Below are 17,667 nucleotides of genomic sequence, written 5' to 3' on the forward strand. Positions count from 1 at the left end.
GGGGAAATCTTGAAGATCAGAACAGAACAAACAGAGAAGAAACCGTATCTATTTGACAATCGGGCGCTGATGGCCCTCATCATCCCGCTTATCATCGAACAGATGCTGGCTGTCCTTGTGGGAATGGCGGACAGCATCATGGTGGCCAGCGTGGGGGAGGCGGCCGTGTCCGGGGTGTCCCTGGTGGACAATATCATGGTGCTGCTCATCAATGTGTTTGCCGCATTGGGGACCGGCGGCGCCGTGGTGGCGGGCCAGTATCTGGGACAGCAGAGGAAGGAGAAGGCCTGCCAGGCGGCAGAGCAGCTTGTGTGGTTTATCACCATCTGTGCGGTGGTGATCACCCTCGTCATCTACGCCTGCAAATACTGGATCCTCCACGGCGTTTTCGGCCAGATCGAGGCGGACGTCATGGGGCATGCGGACACCTACCTGATGATCGTGACCGCCTCCATCCCCTTTATCGCTCTCTACAACGGAGGAGCCGCCATTTTCCGGACTATGGGAAACTCGGAGATCTCCATGCGGGTATCTATTGTCATGAATATCATCAATGTGGCGGGAAATGCCATCTTGATCTACGGATTTCACAGAGGGACAGAGGGTGTGGCCATCCCCACACTGGTGTCCAGGATGACGGCGGCCATCCTCATCATGGTCCTGCTGGCGGACCGCCGGCGCGCTATCTATGTGAGGCCCTCCCGCAGATACCGGCCCGATTGGGCTATGATACGCAAGATACTGGGCATCGGAGTGCCAAATGGCCTGGAGAACAGCATGTTCCAGCTTGGGAAGATCATCGTGCTGAGCCTCGTCTCCACCTTCGGCACCTACGCCATCGCAGCCAACGCGGTGTCCAATGTCATCGCCTCCTTCCAGGTATTGCCCGGCATGGCCATCGCCCTGGCGGTGACCACGGTGATCGCAAGGTGTGTGGGAGCCGGCGACTACGGACAGGTGAAATATTACACAAAAAAGCTTTTGTGCATCACCTACGCCTGCATGGTGGTCACCAACGTGATCATCGTGCTGGTGCTGCCCCTGATCCTGAAGGCCTATGATCTGTCCAGCCGTACGGCGGAGGTGACAACGGACATTGTCATTTTCTACGCCGTGTGCTGCGTGCTGATCTGGCCGCTGGCATTTACCATACCGGCCACCTTCCGGGCCTCCGGGGATGCTAAGATGTGCATGGTCATCTCCGTTGTGTCCATGTGGATCTTCCGCATTATTTTCAGTTACATACTGGGAAAATATATGGGTATGGGCGTGTTCGGCGTGTGGGTGGCCATGATCATCGACTGGGTGGTGCGGAGCATCTGCTTTATCGCCCGGTATTTCAGCGGGAAATGGAAGCACCAGGCGCTGACCTAGACCGATGGCGGCCCGATCAGGGGCGGCCTGACAAAATGTCGGTTTTTGTTGCCAACCGGGCCCTGCTACTTTATAATAGAACTATTCCATTGAGGAAAAAAATACGAGGAGGAACAAGCGGTGAAAAGAGAATTAGTCATTGTACTGGATTTCGGCGGTCAGTACAACCAGCTCGTGGCGCGCCGCGTCCGCGAGAGCAACGTGTACTGCGAAATCTATTCTTACAGGACCGATATCGAGACCATCAAAAGTAAAAATCCCAAAGGGATCATTTTGACCGGCGGTCCCAACAGCTGCTATCTGGAGGACTCACCTACCTATTCCAGAGAGCTTTTTGAGCTGGGCATCCCGGTGCTCGGACTTTGCTACGGCGCACAGCTTATGATGCATGTGCTGGGCGGAAAGGTAGAGCGCGCTGCTGTGCGTGAATATGGAAAGACGGAAGTGATGGTGGACCGCAGCTCCAAGTTGTTTGAAAATGTATCCGAGAAAACTGTGTGCTGGATGAGCCATTTTGATTACATTTCCCAGGTGGCTCCGGGCTTCCGCATCACAGCTCACACAGCTGACTGCCCCGTGGCGGCAGCGGAAAATGAAGAGCAGAAGCTGTATGCCATCCAGTTCCACCCGGAGGTGCTCCACACCCAGGAGGGAACAAAGATGCTCTACAATTTCGTTCGCGGCGTCTGTGGGTGCTGCGGCGATTGGAGGATGGACTCCTTTGTGGAGAGCTCCATCGAGGCGATCCGCGAAAAAGTCGGGGACGGCAAGGTGCTCCTGGCTCTGTCAGGCGGCGTTGACTCCTCCGTGGCAGCAGGCCTTCTGTCAAGAGCCATCGGAAAACAGCTCACCTGCGTATTTGTAGACCACGGCCTTCTCCGCAAGAACGAGGGAGACGAGGTGGAGGCTGTCTTCGGACCGGAAGGCGACTTTGACCTGAACTTTATCCGGGTCAATGCCCAGGAGCGCTACTACAACAAGCTGGCAGGCGTGACCGAGCCGGAGCAGAAGCGCAAGATCATCGGCGAGGAGTTTATCCGCGTATTCGAGGAGGAAGCGAAGAAGATCGGAGCAGTGGATTTCCTGGCCCAGGGAACCATCTACCCGGACGTGGTGGAGAGCGGCCTTGGCGGCGAGTCCGCCGTGATCAAATCACACCACAACGTGGGCGGACTCCCGGACTATGTGGATTTCAAGGAGATCATCGAGCCGCTCCGCGACCTGTTCAAGGACGAGGTCCGCAAAGCCGGACTGGAACTTGGCATCCCGGAGGAGCTGGTGTTCCGTCAGCCATTCCCGGGCCCGGGCCTTGGCATCCGCATCATCGGCGAGGTGACAGCTGAGAAGGTGCGCATCGTCCAGGATGCAGACGCCATCTACCGCGAGGAGATCGCAAAGGCTGGATTGGCCGGGGAGATCAACCAGTATTTCGCGGCCCTGACCAATATGCGCTCTGTCGGTGTCATGGGAGATGAGAGGACCTATGATTACGCCGTGGCCCTGAGAGCGGTGAAGACCATCGACTTCATGACAGCCGAGGCGGCGGAGATCCCCTTTGAGGTGCTGCAGAAGGTGATGAGCAGGATCATCAATGAGGTCAAGGGGGTCAACAGAGTATTCTACGATCTGACGAGCAAGCCGCCGGGGACGATAGAGTTCGAATAGACACCATATCTCTGGGAAGCCTTATTTTACAGGCTTTCCAGAGATTTTTCTCTTTTGTTGGCTACAAATTGGCTACACCTGCCATTTGGCTACCATTCGGAACTGTTGTTCCGTTTATCACATTTTCAAGCTGGGCAGCTACTTCTGCCTGCTTATTCGGATACAGATGACTGTAAGTATTTAAGGTCGTCTGTATTTTTTCATGTCCGAGCCGGTCTGCAATCAGAAGAGGCTGGCATCCCATTTCGATCAGAAGACTTGCATGGGAGTGGCGGAGATCGTGTACCCGGATCTTTTTAACTCCTGACTTCTTACATCCACGGAGCATTTCATGGTTCAGAAAACTTTTGGTGTAAGGAAACAGTCTGTCATCCGGCTGGATCTCATAGCACTTATCCATATACTCTTTCAGACAGTTGGCAAGAGTTTGTGGAATGGTAACAACCCGATTGCTTTTTGGCGTCTTTGGCGGCCAGATCACATCCCTGCCGTTGATACGCTGAAAGGTCTTATTAATCGTGATTGTATGGCCTTCCAGATCCACATCTGCAGGCGTCAATGCACATAACTCTCCTACACGCATTCCGGTATAATACAGAGTCATAAATGCGGTATAGGAGGCGGGTTTGTCCTGTACTGCCACTATAAACTGCTCAAACTCTGCTTTTGTCCAGAAGTTCATTTCTTGCGCATGACTTTTTCCCATACTTCCGGCTTTGGTGCATGGATTCTCATGCAGGTCATAATATTTTACTGCATAATTGAACATAGCCGTCAGCTGGTTGTTGATCGCTTTTAAATAAGTCTGGGAATAAGGTTTTCCATTTTCATCCCGATAGGCAGTTAAGCTGTTCTGCCATTTGCGGATATCTTTCGGCGTAATCTCATTGATAGGGATTTTTCCGAATACCGGAAGAATCTTTTTGTCCACCATATAATGTTTACTGATGATGGTAGACTCTTTCAGCCGGTGGCTCATATCTTCAAAATATAGCTCTACGAAATCCTGAAACAGCATTCCCATATCGGCTGTTGCTTTGTTCAGAAAATCCCGTTCCCATTCTAAAGCTTCTTTTTTGGTTGCAAATCCACGTTTCTTTTTATGGATGACTTTTCCGGTGTAATCCTTGACACGGATCTGGGACATCCATTTTCCTGAAGTATCCTTTGTTACTGACAAATCTGATCATTCCTTTCTTAGAGTTATAAAAACCCTATGTTGGGAGATTATTCGCCAGAAAGCAGAGCAGCTCTTCTTTTTATACGCTCGTCCTCATCAAGATCTTCTAATTCAGACATTTCTACACCCTGTGAAGCATAATAAGCCAGTGTCTTATCTTTCCACGCCTCATAGGCAGATTTTGACATGCCGTATTCTTTGAAAGATTCTCGATTGTTTTCCCATTCTTCCAGGAAAAGGCACATATCTGCATTCAGATCAGCTGCTTTATCTTTTCCGTCAAAGGTAATGGAACACTGCCAGCCGTCATGGTGAGGCGGTCTTTTTGTCTCAATAGAAAAATGAAGTCCCGTTATTTTCTCAATCTGAAACAGGCATTCCATTACATCTGAAAGGCTGTCAAATTTAAAATCGCCGGTCTGATGCCCCAGAAGATAGGTGGAAGTAGTATCCAGCACTTTGGCAAGTTCATTGACCATAGCAATAGATACTTCAATTTCTCCGCTTTCGTATTTCTGAATGGTGCGGAGTGACTTTCCTAAAAGATCTGCTAACTCTTTCTGGTTATAACCTCGTTTTTTTCGGAGAGTTTTAATACGTTCTCCAATCGTTGAAATATCCATATCATTCATTATTTATTCACCTCACGCACAGTATAACACAGAAAAATATGTATTGCAAGTGCGTAAAATTTAAAAATGCTATTTACAAATATGAAAAACAGACGTATAATAAAAACACGAATTAAAAATGCGTATAATATGACGTGTAATAATTCAAACAAATAAAAAGCGTATGTAAAATGCACTATTTGTAGTTTGTCAGAGAAAGGAGGGAAGAAAATGCAGGTTAAGGTTTCTTATATAACAGCCAATGACATTATGGAGGTACTGGGTGTCGGCAGGAGCAAAGCATATGGCATTGTGCGGGAACTGAACCAGGAACTGGAAGAATCCGGTTATAACGTGATCAGAGGTAAAGTCCCGATCCGGTATTTCCAGAAAAAGTTCTATGGCTGCGAATCGGAGTAAGGGATGAATATTTTTCAAAGTGTTAAGAAATCGGTTACCGCAAGGCAGGCTGCCGAACGGTACGGATTGAAGGTAAACACAAATGGGATGGCGTGCTGTCCTTTTCATCAGGACCGTCATCCCAGCATGAAAGTGGATCAGGGATTTTACTGCTTTGCCTGCGGGGCAAAGGGAGATGTAATCACATTTACGGGCAAATTATTTGGAATGTCTCCTTATGAGGCAGCAAAAAAGCTGATCACTGATTTTAATCTTCCAATCCCATTGAAGGAGCAAAAGTCTGTTCAGAACAAATCCCGGGACAGAGAAGGTAAAAAAGTACAAAGTCGGTATCATTTTTCGGTAAAAAGTAAGGTTAGAACCTGGAAAAATCATGCCGTAGAGGTTTTGACGGACTATCTGTCGTGGATTCGGTTCTGGAAACAGTTTTACGGATCCGGGCCGGAGCCTTTTGAGCAGGAATGCTTTGTGGAGGCACTGGATAATGAGAGGAAGATCAATGATTATCTGGATATCCTTTTGACCGGTGACGGAGAGGAAATAGCGGAATTTTTCATTTATAAACGGAAGGAGGTGGAGAAGATTGAGCAGCGAATGGAAGAATATCAGCGGGGAGTCCTGGAAGAAATTAGAGAATATTGTAGAGCAGGAAATGCTGACACCGGAAGAAATCCGGGACAATCTGGAAGTAACGGAGAAAGGCCGGATCCGGCAGTCTATCCAGAATTGCAAATACGTGTTGGAATATGATCCATGCCTGCGGGGAGCTGTCTGCAGGAATGAGATGACCTGCCAAATTGATATTAAGAAAAAAGTGCCATGGAAGAGACGGGGCGTACAGATGACAGATACGGATATGAACAACCTGTCTCTCTATCTGGAAAAAAATTACGGACTGACCAGTGACCGGGTGATCGGAAAAGCGATAGATATTGTAGCCAACGATAACAGTTTCCATCCGATCATTGATCTGCTGGAAAGTCTGAAGTGGGACGGCAGACCCCGTATTGCGGGGATGCTGACTCATTTCTTCGGGGCAGAAAATCCGGAATATGCAGGAGAGGTTATGAAGATGCACATGCTGGCATCCATAAGCCGCCTGTATGAACCTGGAAAGAAGTACGATATCATGCTCTGTCTGGTTGGCGGTCAGGGGACAGGAAAATCTACTTTTTTCAAATATCTGGCAATTCAGGATGAATGGTTCACGGATGATGTGAAACGGCTGGATGACAAGAAAGTTTACGAATATCTGCAGGGGCACTGGATTGTGGAAATGTCGGAAATGAATGCAGTAGCGAATGCCAAAAGCATTGAGGAGACCAAATCTTTCCTGAGCAGACAGAAGGACACTTATCGGATTCCCTACGAAAGAAGAGCGGAAGACAGATATCGTCAATGCGTGTTCTGCGGCACTTCCAATGACCTTGCTTTCCTGCCTTTTGACCGGACGGGTAATCGGCGGTTCGGACCGGTAAAGGTATGTCCGGAAAAAGCAGAGACTATGATATATCGGGATGAAAAAGGCTCCAGAGAATATATCATGCAGGCGTGGGCAGAGGCAATGGAAATCTACCGAAGCAGGGAATTTCTCCTGACCTTCTCTCCGGATATGGAAGACTATGTGAAATCTCTGCAGAAGGACTTTATGCCGGAAGATACACAGACCGGGATGATCCAGGCTTTCCTGGACAACTACGAAGAGGATTATGTCTGCTCCACCATCATCTATCAGGAAGTGTTTCATCAGGAAGGCATTGTCCCTAAATGGCAGTCCAAAGAGATCGGAGACTTGATGGACAATGAGATTACCGGATGGGAAAAACATGGGAATCACAGGTTCTCCGGGGGACTGGGAACGCAGCGTTCATGGAAGCGGATCCGTCCGAAAAAGGATTCGGATGGATTCATGAAAGTGGATGAAAATAAGGAGTTACCTTTTGAGTAAAAGTTAACTTTAAAAATGTTTTGAGCCTTGTTCACAAAAGTTTGTTCACAAGTTTGTGAACAGGGAAGTGTGAACAGGGAGAAAAAAACTTTGAAAGTTAAAAACACAGGAGTGAAATAAGGCCCGGATACGGGCAGAAAGAAAAAGGCGGATACGCCAGAAACTAAGCCCTCGGCGATTGAGAGCGAAATACACCCATCGCACAAATCTGACGATTTATACTCTGTGTATTTCGCGACTGCATCGAGCTCTTCCCTTAAGAAACAGCCACCGGCACTTCCTTAAGGGAATCCTCCGGAAGGCCCTGCGGGGCAGACCGGCGTGTAAACAAAGGGATGATCTGACGTACAACCGCCGGAAAGGAGATACATGACAAATGGAAAAAACAGTTTTCTTCAGGTGGTCAAACTGCCCAATGTCAGAGGCAGGGTGCGTTATATCTCGGATCCGAAACGACAGGAAAATTTATATGCCACCTTTACCAATGTGGAGTCGAAATATTGGTCTTACCTTTCAAAAGAAAATCAGAAGGATTTCAGAAAAAGCGGTACAGAGGGCAAATGCATTGAGGCGAGAGAGCTGATCATCATGCTGCCGCCAAGTCTGATCCAATATGATCCGGATATGCTGCTGAAATATTTTTCCGCAAAGTTTGTGGAGAGATATGATATGGCGGTGGCAAGCGCTCTGCACCATAATAAGGCAAAAACCAATCTTCATATTCATCTGATCTTTTCAGAAAGACAGGAATTAGATGTTCCGGAAAGAAAGATTGCTGCAAGGAATATGTTCTATGACGAAAACGGAAAACACGTCCGGACAAAGAAAGAGATCCTGAATGAACGTGGAGAGATCCGGCCGGGATGCAGGATCATTAAAAAGGGAGAAGTTTATGAAACCAATCTCTTCAAACCGAAAAACCAGGAATTCAAGTCCAAGAAATTTACGGAAAAAATGAAATATTACTATACGGATCTTATCAATGAACTGGTGAAAGATCCGACAGAGAAACTAAAGGTGTTTGATAAGAACAGTCCTTATCTGCCTACCAGAAAGATTGGAAAGAACAATCCAAAGGCAGAGGAGATCCGAATTGATAATTATCTCCGGCAGGAATGGAATCATATGGTGGACCGGGCAGTGACGGAAGGCGTGACAGAGGAAGAATTGTGCCAGGTGAAGAAAAAAGAGATCACTGTGTCGGCTCAAGAGTCGATCATGAAGGTGGGCTGGAAACCGGATCAGTTCCGAAAGATCCTGCAGAAAGCAATTGGGAAACTGAGGGGATTCATTCAGTTTATGAAAGAAATCCGGAACGGAGAATTTGACGCAAGAGGAAACCCGCTGATCCGTCATGATCTGAAATTTGATGTGACACCGGCACTACTGCCGGAGTCGGCAAAAGGAGAAAGACCATCTTCCGCTCTGCAGGAAGCGGAAGTGATGGGGCTGGATCGTATTTTGCAGAAGATGAAGAAAGCGGAACAGAAGATTTATGCCATTGAGAAAGCAAAGCTCAGGCTGGAGAAAGATTTGAAAGAAGTGCAGAAAAGGTGGTTTCATGGGAAAGAGAAGAAAGAACTGGAACAGAAGATCGCCGGAAAACGGCAGGAGCTGAAGAAATCCCAGGAGACTTTAAGCGAGATTCCTAAAATGCAGGGATATGAAAATGCACTGGAAGTAAAGAAAGCCTATAAAGCTGCAGTTACTGAACTGGAAGGCGTGCGGAAACTTCAGAGTGAATGGGATCAGAAGGGAATCCCGGAAAAGAAGTACTGGATAATCAAAGCCAACGTTCCAGAGCAGACAAGGCAGAAAAGCATTCATGATCGCTTACAAGAGAAGAAACAAGAGGTGGAGCAGAAACAGAAAAAAGAACGGAAAAGGAGTCATGGAAGAGATTGCCTGTAGAATTAGGTTTTGATGTGGATAGAGGAGGAATTAGGAGTGTACATCGAAAAGATATTTGAAAGAGCAACCATACGGGGAATAGCGGATTATCTTTTATTTGGAAGTGGACTAGACGAAGATAACAGGAGTTATGAGGAACGGTTGGAGGAGCCGTATCTTAGATTTGAAAAGGCAGTAGCAAAATATGATAAGAATCCCACATCGGAGCTGCTGGATCTTTCCAATGAAGTGACCAGTGAAACTGCAAGTGTTTATATGGAGATTGGGATTCAGGTGGGAATATTGTTGATGGTGGATATGGCAAAAAACGTTAGCGGAGAAAAGCATAAGGCTGTAGATAAGTGAGGTGAAGAGTTTTCAATTTATCGAACATTGGAATAATATGTATTGATTATATGAAAAGTAACCGCAAGCATATAAAGTTTGCGGTTACTTTTTGCAACTAATTTGATTTTGGATTAATAAATTATCGATATAGCTTTTAATATAGTGGAAGAAAGGACATTAGAAATCCGTTAAAATATTTGTTTATTCTTTTTTAAAAGTGTGAGTAATTCTTTGAAATCTATGCTTGTATGATCTGGTATGCCAGAATATTTTCCAAAGATATATTGATCACGGATATTTGTATTAGGATGTATTTTACGATCATAATGGGTTATACATTGGACTTCCTTATTTCCATTTTCTATTTCGTTAATAACGTAGATATATTCTTTTGAAAGACCAGACTCCATAAGCAATGTATTATGCGTTGTTATGATTAATTGCCCGGTGATATTTTTTTCTAATGAAAGTATTAGATCTTTGACTAATAAATCATGTATGCCTGTATCAAATTCATCCATAATAGATACAGACCCTTTTACGGCAACTAACATAAATGGAAGCTGTTGTATAAGAGACTGGGTTCCTGTAGATTCAAGCGAGAAATCCAGTTCTCTTGTTCGGCCTGCAATAAATTTAGAAATCATTAAGCGATAGTGTATTTGATTATTTTTTTTCTCCTTTTTATAATAGGCTTTTTGAATATCACGGTATGTTAGGTGAAAAAATTGAGTAAGCATTTCTGCAATTCGATCTAATTGATTTTCTTCATTATCTGAAACTTTGCCTTTTTCAAGACTTCCCAATAATTCTTGAGGTAAGCCGATAATTCCTCGTTCTTGTCTACTACCAAATTTAATTTTACATGAAATACGTGAAAGGAACTTTAGGATTGAATTAAAATTGTCACTAATTTGTTCTTTAATATATTTATCAGCTTTATCTGTAGACTCATGCATTAGTATTGATAATACAGTGTGTTTTCCCCAAAATTTTTCACATGCTGATTTTATTTCATGTAGAGCATTTTTGCTTTTAAAAGCTTTTGGACTAATAAATATTTTTTCTGGGGATAAATCAAAAAAAGTACCTTTGTTTTTAATTAAGGTATACTCTAACCGCTCATGAATTACCTGTTTGTCATCGGTTTCAATTATATACTTCCCAGATTTCTCATTGATTCTAAATCCTAATTCTAAATACATTGAATCTGTAGATCCGACCATCTTGCATTCATGAATAATGGTTTCCATATCTTTATATCGTGCTTTAATCAACTGAGTAAATTCTTCGTCATCTATTTGGTCATCGTTTTGTGAAAGTAATTTTTGCAATATATCTCTCATGTCCATTGTTTGCATAGTTTCAGATAGCATAAAAAAAGAAGAAGCTAGATTTGATTTGCCGATACCATTTTCACCATATATAAGAATTAGTTTTTTGGGGAATCCTTTTTTATCAAGAAGGTTAAATTCTACATCACCAAATGATTTAAAATTCTTAAGCCGTATATATTCAATCATAATTTTACCTCCTGTTTTATTTTACATGAAAAATATATGCTTGTAAATGACATATTTGTTGAATGTAATAGAAAAAATTACGAATACAAATGGAAAACATGTTGATATAAGAACGATATTATGATACGCTTATATTAATAATAGAAATAAGTATTTGGTTTCAAACAAAGATCGGAGGAGTTAAATGAGTATTCAAAGTGAGTTCTTAAATTTTTATGAGCGGATAAAGTTAGATTATGAGGTTAATGCCGAATTGGCCGATAAGAGGGATATCCTTTTAGGTATTTTACGGAATAGTGATAGATTGCCGGGATTTGATGAATATAATCAGGGAAGCTACAGTATGCATTTAGGCATTGAGCCTACTGATGGTCGAGAGTATGATATTGATGTTGGACTACGATTTAACGCAGATAAAGATGACTATGAACCAATGGAAATTAAAAATATCATAGCGAATATCTTAGACGGTCATACAGATTATGGCGCTACCATTAAGAAACCATGTGTTACGGTTACATATAAAAAAGATGGAGAGCCAACTTATCATGTGGATCTTGTGACTTATCTTTATGAGGATCATACAGATAAAGAAAGTCAATTGTATCTTGCACGTGGTAAGGATAGTAAACCAGAAGAGATTAAATGGGAAAAATCAGACCCAGTCGGTCTAGTAGACTACATTAATCATAAGATTGATAAAGGGGATGAAAGAGATCAGTTTAGGCGAGTCATTAGATATATCAAACGTTGGAAAAATCGGCGATTCAATAGTCAGGGACATGCAGAACCGGCTAGTATTGGAATTACTTTAATTGTTGTTGATAATTTTGTGGCTTGTCTAGATGATGATTTAGGTGCACTTTTGGCTGCGGTAAAGAGCATACAGGGTCTTTTTAAAATCGAAAAGTTTGAAGATGATCGATGGTTGTATCGATTAAAATGTCCTATGCCATCTATTCTAAAGTTTGAGAATAATACGGACGCCTTTGAAAAAATGACAGATATACAGATGACGGATTTTAAAGAAAAATTAGAAAAACTAATCCGTGATTTAGAGGCAGTCCAAGGTGAAGCAGATGAAATTGAACAGTGTAAAAAGCTTCAAAGGATATTTGGTGAAGATTTCCATGTGCCAGAAGCTAAAAATATTTCTAAGATACAGCATGACTATATTCCTCCGATAAGTGCATCAGGAGTAATGAATTAATGATTGATATTGTTCGTGATATATTATTAGATTTACCAAGTGTTTCTAATATAACTATTCATAAGGATAAGTATATCAGAAGGCGTACATATCAGTGCGCCTTCAATTGCAATCTTTTAATTCAGGAGAAAGAGGTTGCCGTTATTATTTGTGTTCCAGAAAATTGGGAACAGGAATTAATTCATATTTTTATTAAAGATATATATAGCCTTCCTTTTATGCCACATATTGAAAAGGATGGTAAACTATGTTTGTTTGATTTGGAAGGCTTATTAATTGAGCCTGATTTATATGGAATCGTTGCGCAGTGTGTAGAAAGAGCGATAAAGATTCTTTATTCAGGATTTTATGAAGATATATATGAAGAGTTTGTCCGTGAATTTTCTTCATATTGGAGTTATCTTCCTGATTTAGTTAATATGAAAATATCTATTCCTGATAAAAGAGAATCACAAATTTTAAAATATATATGGGAAATGCCAAACAGAAGAAAACAAGAGAAATATATCCATTATATACAACGTTGTAAAAATGCATGTATTTATGCTGGACCATCAGAATATTTTCAGTTACAAAGATTAAAAGGACAACAAAAGAATGGCTTATTTTGTTATATTCAAGCAAAAGATTATGTAATTCCTCCTGATTTTCGTGAGCCACTATCCATCAATTATTGTAACAAATTGTTGTCAATAATGTATCCATTAAAAAAAACAGCAGATATTAAAAAGGGATGTAAGTCGCAATTATTAATATTTGATATTATTCAGCCTAATGGTGTAGAGACATGCATTGCAATTTTTCTAAAAAATGGGAAATTAGCCTTCATGAAAGACGGACGATTTAAGATTCTTTCGGGTAAAAGTAATAAGGTACTCCCAGTATATGCTGTGCGTGAAGACAAAGCTTTTATAATAAAGAGAACAGATGAAAATCGTTATAATAATAAAAAGATATTGTTAATTGGTTGTGGATCTATTGGAAGTTATATGTGTAATGAGCTTGTCAAGGCAGGGATTGAAAATATTATAGTTGTAGACATAGATCTACTAAAGGCGGAAAACATATACAGACATTTTCTGGGAATGGAATATGTTGGACAATATAAGGCGGATGCTCTTTGCAGATATTTTAGTAAAAATATACCTAATTTAAACATCAAGGCAATTGATGGCGATATTAGAGAACTTATAGAGGAAGAAGAAATTGATTTATCTGAATTTGACTTAATTATATCTGCTACTGGTAATCACAATATTAATAGATGGATAGATAATGAAGTGCTAAATAGAAAAATAGATACTGTAGTAATATATGAATGGAATGAGCCACTTGATATTGGATGTCATGTAGCAGTGATCTCAGGGAAAAATACTGGGTGTTATGACAGCTTCTTTAAAAGAAATGAAATAACTGGAGATTTGTACGATGCAGTGGCTTATACTGCTCCCGGTCAAAGGGTATCCAGAAATCTTTCTGGGTGTGGAGGTTCATATATTCCATACGGATCAAGTGTATCATTAAAAACGGTTGTCGTTGGAATGGACTGCGTTAGACGTGTATTGGATGATAGATATGACGATAATTATTTGATTTCTGTGAAGGGAGAAGGATATTATTTTGCTCGGGCGGGTTTAAAAGTATCAAATTTCTATTTGCAACAAAAAAATGAGATTGCCATACAACGTTTAAGTGTTTTAGCTGAAGGAAAGAATTAAAATGAATATCTTGCATGAAATAGTATTTCACGATGAAAAAAGAGTAATAAAAATAACAAATACCATAGTGGATTTGTTATGGAATAAACGCCAGTTAATATATAGTTATCCAGAATCGGGTGGCATATTAATTGGCCGAGAAAATATTACTAATAACAATCTTATTATTGAATTTGCCACTTCCCCTATGCCTGAAGATATTCAAAAGCGATCGCGTTTTATTAGAAAAGATAGTGGTCATTTAGAATTTTATCAAAATCTTTATAATGAAAATAATGGGATATATAGATATGTTGGAGAATGGCATACACATTCAGAACGCATTCCAGAGTATTCGATGATAGATAAAAAAAATTGGAAAAAAATTTTAAAGAATGATAAATGTAATACGATACAGTATCATTTAATTGCAGGATTGGAAGCGGTAAGAATATGGAAAATAAAATCTGGTAGCATAATAAAACCACAGTTAATTTGTACACAATTTTGGAGAAACATAATTAAGTAGAATGGAAATTAGGAGAAACAATGAAAATGATTAGTAAAATACATAGAATGCCAAAAACAATTACAATAATAGGTGTTATTGTATTTGGATGTTTAACGCTGATTGCTTATGGTTTTTCTTCATATATTGATAAAATAGAGGTCGGTGATATTTCAAATTGGTATTCGACAGCTAAAAATTTTTATCCAGATATAGCGAATCTATCAAAGTTTAAAGGAAAATGGATTTTTCCAGTAGTTTTCATATTATTAATAGTCCTTTTATTGCTACAAACTTTTTATAAACAAAAAATATTTCTTATACGACACCAGTCCTTAGCATATGATTTGGCAGATATAGATCCTAAATTTAAACATAATTATTATTTAAATGAACACGAATTGCAACAAGTAGGGAGTGTACAAACCGATAAAATCGATAATAAAGCAATAGAAGATATTGATCAAATGGCGTTAGCAGCACAGAAATCTCAAAAACGAATCGCTTATTATGGAATAGCATACACTCCGTTTGTTTTTCGGCTGGGATATAAAATTGGAGATCAGAATAATGTTATTCTATTGCATAAGAAACGAGATAATTCAAAAATATTTGAAGAATGGAATGAAGAGAATACGGGAATCCATATAAATTATGTAGAAGAGCATAATTTGGTCGATTCAAGAGAAATTATTGTGGCTATTTCTACTTCTTTAAATATACAAGATCACCATTTCAATATATTACATCCTGAAAATAAGCATATATTAAAATTTGTAACGAATTATATGGGGTTTGATAGTATTGTATCTTATAAAGATGCGGAACAATTGCGAACTATTATTTTGTCAACAATACGGAATATAGTAATAAAGTATAATATTAAACGGATTCATATGGTGATTAGCTCATCAGTTGCATTTACCTTCTTTTTGGCTCAAGGATTTAGCCAACAACATGATCCGGAAATAGTGGTGTATCATTATGAGCAGGGGACATATACGTGGGGGATAAATATGAATCAAATTTCAGAAAGAGCATATATAAAAACCAAAGGTGCATAAGTTGAAAGAGAGTTAATCTCGTCATTTGAGAAAAAATGACGAGATTAAAATATTTGATGACGGTGTTGGCTCATCTATACATATTTTATTATTATTGGAAACTTCTAATTTTACTAAATGTAATTGATATGAATTCCCTATAAGAAATAATGAAACAGTAGCAGATAATCTTAAGGAGTATCTGCTATTTTATTGCATAAAATTTGACTTGTAACATAAAATAAGTTACAATTAAAATATTAAAATTATCAGGTGATGTTATGAAAGAGTTTATTGAAAAAACTTTGCATCAAAAGATAGAAATTACCCCATATAAAAAGATCAAAAAGTTTCCGCTGGTGCTTCGGACAAATTATGAGTTTTATCAGATGGAAATCATGGATCAGGTATGTATTTTAGCCAATCCCAAAGAAAAATTCGGTCTGGCAGCATTACGCAGACAACAAAAGCAGATAGAACGTCTGGCGGGTACGTATTGTGTGCTTTATTTAAACTACCTGAATTATTATTCCAGGGATAAAATGCTGGAAGAAGGGATCCCTTTTGTCTGGGAAAATCATCAGGTTTATATTCCATTCCTGGGTCTGTTGCTTAAGCAGAATGAGGCGAGGCAGATAAAGCCCTGTTTAAAAATTTCGTTTCTTGCGCAGAAATTTCTGCTGACAGCTCTTTATGAAGAATGGAATGATCTTACGGTGACCGCGGCTGCAGAACGGATAAAGGTTTCTAAAATGTCTGTCACAAGAGTTTTTGACGAGATAGAGAGTCTTGAAATTCCTGTTTTAACAAAAAGAGGACGAAGTCGAAGATATATAAAAGCAGGCAGTAAAAAAGAAATATGGGATACGATTAAGCCATTTTTGCGGACTCCGTTGGTGAGAGAATTTTATCTGGAACGAGATCTTTCTAATATATCTATGAAGAGCGGAATATCGGGTCTGGCGGAATTGTCAATGCTGGAGGATAATTCATATCCCACATATGCGGTTACAAAATATGAAATTAGAGAAAAAGGAATTGATCAGGAAAGGCAGATCCCTCGTGATGAAATACCGGGATGCGTGGTTCAGGAAATAGGATATTGCATTCCTTTTCATCAGGGAAATATCATTGATCCGCTGTCTATTTACTTGTTGTTAAAGGATGTGGATGATCCCAGAGTGGAAACTGCCTTAGAGAAAATGCTGGAGGAGTACGTATGGTAAAAGGATTGGGTATATTTTATGATTACTTTTCAGACTTTACAGATCAGTATGTTTTGATTGGTGGTGCGGCCTGCGATCTTTCTTTTCATAATAATGATCTGGACTTCAGAGTCACAAAAGATTTGGATATGGTACTTGTAATCGAGGCGCAGACCAAAGAATTTGCACAGAGATTTTGGGAATTTGTGCAAAAAGGAAAGTATCGAAATCGTGCCAGAAGCAATGGAAGTCCGCAGTTTTACAGATTTGATAAGCCTGAAGAAACTGGATATCCTGCAATGATAGAACTGTTTTCCAGAGCAAACTGGGAATTAGAGCCGGAAACAGTGTTGACACCAATTCATATAGATGATTCTGTTTCCAGTCTTTCAGCCATCTTATTGGATGATTCTTATTATGAGCTGCTCTTAAAGGAGAGGAATATTATAGATGGAATAACGGTATTAAAACCAACCGGGTTAATCGCCTTTAAAGCAAAAGCGTGGCTTGACCTGAATCAAAAACTGGAGCAGGGAGAACATGTGGATTCCAGAGATATAAAAAAGCACAGAAATGATATTTTAAGAATTGTATCGGAAATGCCATTAGAGTTTTGTGAACTGCCGGAAAAAGCCAGAAAAGATATGGAAAGTTTTACCCGAACATTAAAAGTTACAAAAGAGGAATTAAAAAATTTAAAGATCACCGGAGTACAGGAAGCAGATATCATCAATACTCTGCGAGATATCTTTGGTTTATCGGAATAATCTTTGCTATGAGATAATAGAAATTTTTTGATAAAATTCAAATAAAATCTTCGCTTTTTACTTCTTCTTTGATATAATACATACATGGCAACGCGACGGCAACTGAGGATAAGTAAGTCAGCGCACAATATGAAAATGAGATAAAAGAAATCGGAAAGTTCATAAAACTTAAACAAATTTGTTTGAGTTTTGAAGAAAAGAACCGAGTTCGAATAGGAGAGTAAAGCCCACAATCCCAGCATTTGTTCGGGGTGAGGGCTTTTTCTATAGGTTGATTG

The 17,667-nt window shown here is 40.5% G+C and carries 16 protein-coding genes; 13 read left to right on the forward strand and 3 right to left on the reverse strand.

The genetic code is table 11. The annotated features are described in order from the left end of the window. Positions 1-69 precede the first annotated feature (69 nt). Both B5E62_RS10650 and guaA read left to right on the forward strand, forming a co-directional pair. Positions 70-1,374 carry an MATE family efflux transporter gene (locus tag B5E62_RS10650; protein WP_087174551.1) on the forward strand — a complete coding sequence of 435 codons (1,305 nt, stop codon included), beginning with the start codon at positions 70-72 and terminating at the stop codon, positions 1,372-1,374. Between the two features lie 120 nt (positions 1,375-1,494). Further along, a complete protein-coding gene (gene guaA, locus B5E62_RS10655; protein ID WP_087174552.1) occupies positions 1,495-3,039 on the forward strand; it encodes a glutamine-hydrolyzing GMP synthase in 1,545 nt (514 codons plus the stop codon). A gap of 61 nt (positions 3,040-3,100) precedes the next feature. Here guaA and B5E62_RS10660 read toward each other — a convergent pair whose 3' ends face one another. Both B5E62_RS10660 and B5E62_RS10665 read right to left on the reverse strand, forming a co-directional pair. Further along, positions 3,101-4,219: a site-specific integrase gene (locus B5E62_RS10660; RefSeq protein ID WP_087174553.1), complete on the reverse strand. Its 1,119-nt coding sequence runs from the start codon at positions 4,217-4,219 to the stop codon at positions 3,101-3,103. Positions 4,220-4,266: 47 nt separating this feature from the next. Then, a complete protein-coding gene (locus B5E62_RS10665) occupies positions 4,267-4,851 on the reverse strand; it encodes a helix-turn-helix domain-containing protein (protein ID WP_087174554.1) in 585 nt (194 codons plus the stop codon). Between the two features lie 210 nt (positions 4,852-5,061). Here B5E62_RS10665 and B5E62_RS10670 point away from each other — a divergent pair, with 210 nt between their 5' ends. The 5 genes from B5E62_RS10670 (at position 5,062) to B5E62_RS10690 (ending at position 9,454) form a co-directional block, all read left to right on the forward strand. Continuing rightward, a complete protein-coding gene (locus B5E62_RS10670) occupies positions 5,062-5,250 on the forward strand; it encodes an ICEBs1 excisionase (RefSeq protein ID WP_087166868.1) in 189 nt (62 codons plus the stop codon). Positions 5,251-5,253: 3 nt separating this feature from the next. Next, complete coding sequence (locus tag B5E62_RS10675; protein ID WP_087174555.1) at positions 5,254-6,000, forward strand: CHC2 zinc finger domain-containing protein; 747 nt, start codon at positions 5,254-5,256, stop codon at positions 5,998-6,000. Continuing rightward, positions 5,903-7,198 carry a virulence-associated E family protein gene (locus B5E62_RS10680; RefSeq protein ID WP_087174556.1) on the forward strand — a complete coding sequence of 432 codons (1,296 nt, stop codon included), beginning with the start codon at positions 5,903-5,905 and terminating at the stop codon, positions 7,196-7,198. Before B5E62_RS10675 ends, B5E62_RS10680 begins: the two co-directional genes overlap by 98 nt. A gap of 369 nt (positions 7,199-7,567) precedes the next feature. Next, positions 7,568-9,109 carry a MobA/MobL family protein gene (locus B5E62_RS10685; RefSeq protein ID WP_087174557.1) on the forward strand — a complete coding sequence of 514 codons (1,542 nt, stop codon included), beginning with the start codon at positions 7,568-7,570 and terminating at the stop codon, positions 9,107-9,109. 36 nt (positions 9,110-9,145) lie between these two features. Beyond that, a complete protein-coding gene (locus B5E62_RS10690) occupies positions 9,146-9,454 on the forward strand; it encodes a hypothetical protein (protein WP_143468852.1) in 309 nt (102 codons plus the stop codon). 170 nt (positions 9,455-9,624) lie between these two features. Here the strand turns inward: B5E62_RS10690 and B5E62_RS10695 are convergent, their stop codons facing one another. Then, entirely contained in the window at positions 9,625-10,959 is a 1,335-nt protein-coding gene (locus tag B5E62_RS10695) for an AAA family ATPase (RefSeq protein ID WP_087174559.1), read from the reverse strand. Positions 10,960-11,143: 184 nt separating this feature from the next. Here B5E62_RS10695 and B5E62_RS10700 point away from each other — a divergent pair, with 184 nt between their 5' ends. The 6 genes from B5E62_RS10700 (at position 11,144) to B5E62_RS10725 (ending at position 17,389) form a co-directional block, all read left to right on the forward strand. After that, positions 11,144-12,169 (forward strand): nucleotidyltransferase domain-containing protein, encoded by a 1,026-nt coding sequence (locus B5E62_RS10700; RefSeq protein WP_087174560.1) that lies wholly within the window; start codon positions 11,144-11,146, stop codon positions 12,167-12,169. Continuing rightward, on the forward strand, positions 12,169-13,887 hold the full coding sequence (locus B5E62_RS10705; protein ID WP_087174561.1) for a ThiF family adenylyltransferase: 1,719 nt from the start codon (positions 12,169-12,171) through the stop codon (positions 13,885-13,887). Before B5E62_RS10700 ends, B5E62_RS10705 begins: the two co-directional genes overlap by 1 nt. A 1-nt stretch (position 13,888) precedes the next feature. Then, a complete protein-coding gene (locus tag B5E62_RS10710; protein ID WP_087174562.1) occupies positions 13,889-14,395 on the forward strand; it encodes a Mov34/MPN/PAD-1 family protein in 507 nt (168 codons plus the stop codon). A 20-nt stretch (positions 14,396-14,415) separates the two neighbouring features. Further along, on the forward strand, positions 14,416-15,438 hold the full coding sequence (locus tag B5E62_RS10715; RefSeq protein ID WP_143468853.1) for an SAVED domain-containing protein: 1,023 nt from the start codon (positions 14,416-14,418) through the stop codon (positions 15,436-15,438). 260 nt (positions 15,439-15,698) lie between these two features. Next, positions 15,699-16,643, forward strand: coding sequence for a hypothetical protein (locus B5E62_RS10720; protein ID WP_087174564.1), 945 nt, complete (start codon positions 15,699-15,701; stop codon positions 16,641-16,643). Next, complete coding sequence (locus B5E62_RS10725) at positions 16,637-17,389, forward strand: hypothetical protein (RefSeq protein ID WP_087174565.1); 753 nt, start codon at positions 16,637-16,639, stop codon at positions 17,387-17,389. The genes B5E62_RS10720 and B5E62_RS10725 overlap by 7 nt, the downstream gene beginning before the upstream one ends. The last annotated feature ends 278 nt before the right edge of the window (positions 17,390-17,667 follow it).

Origin of the sequence: Lachnoclostridium sp. An118, from assembly GCF_002160985.1 — a bacterium.
In the GTDB taxonomy this organism is placed as follows: domain Bacteria; phylum Bacillota; class Clostridia; order Lachnospirales; family Lachnospiraceae; genus Claveliimonas; species Claveliimonas stercoravium.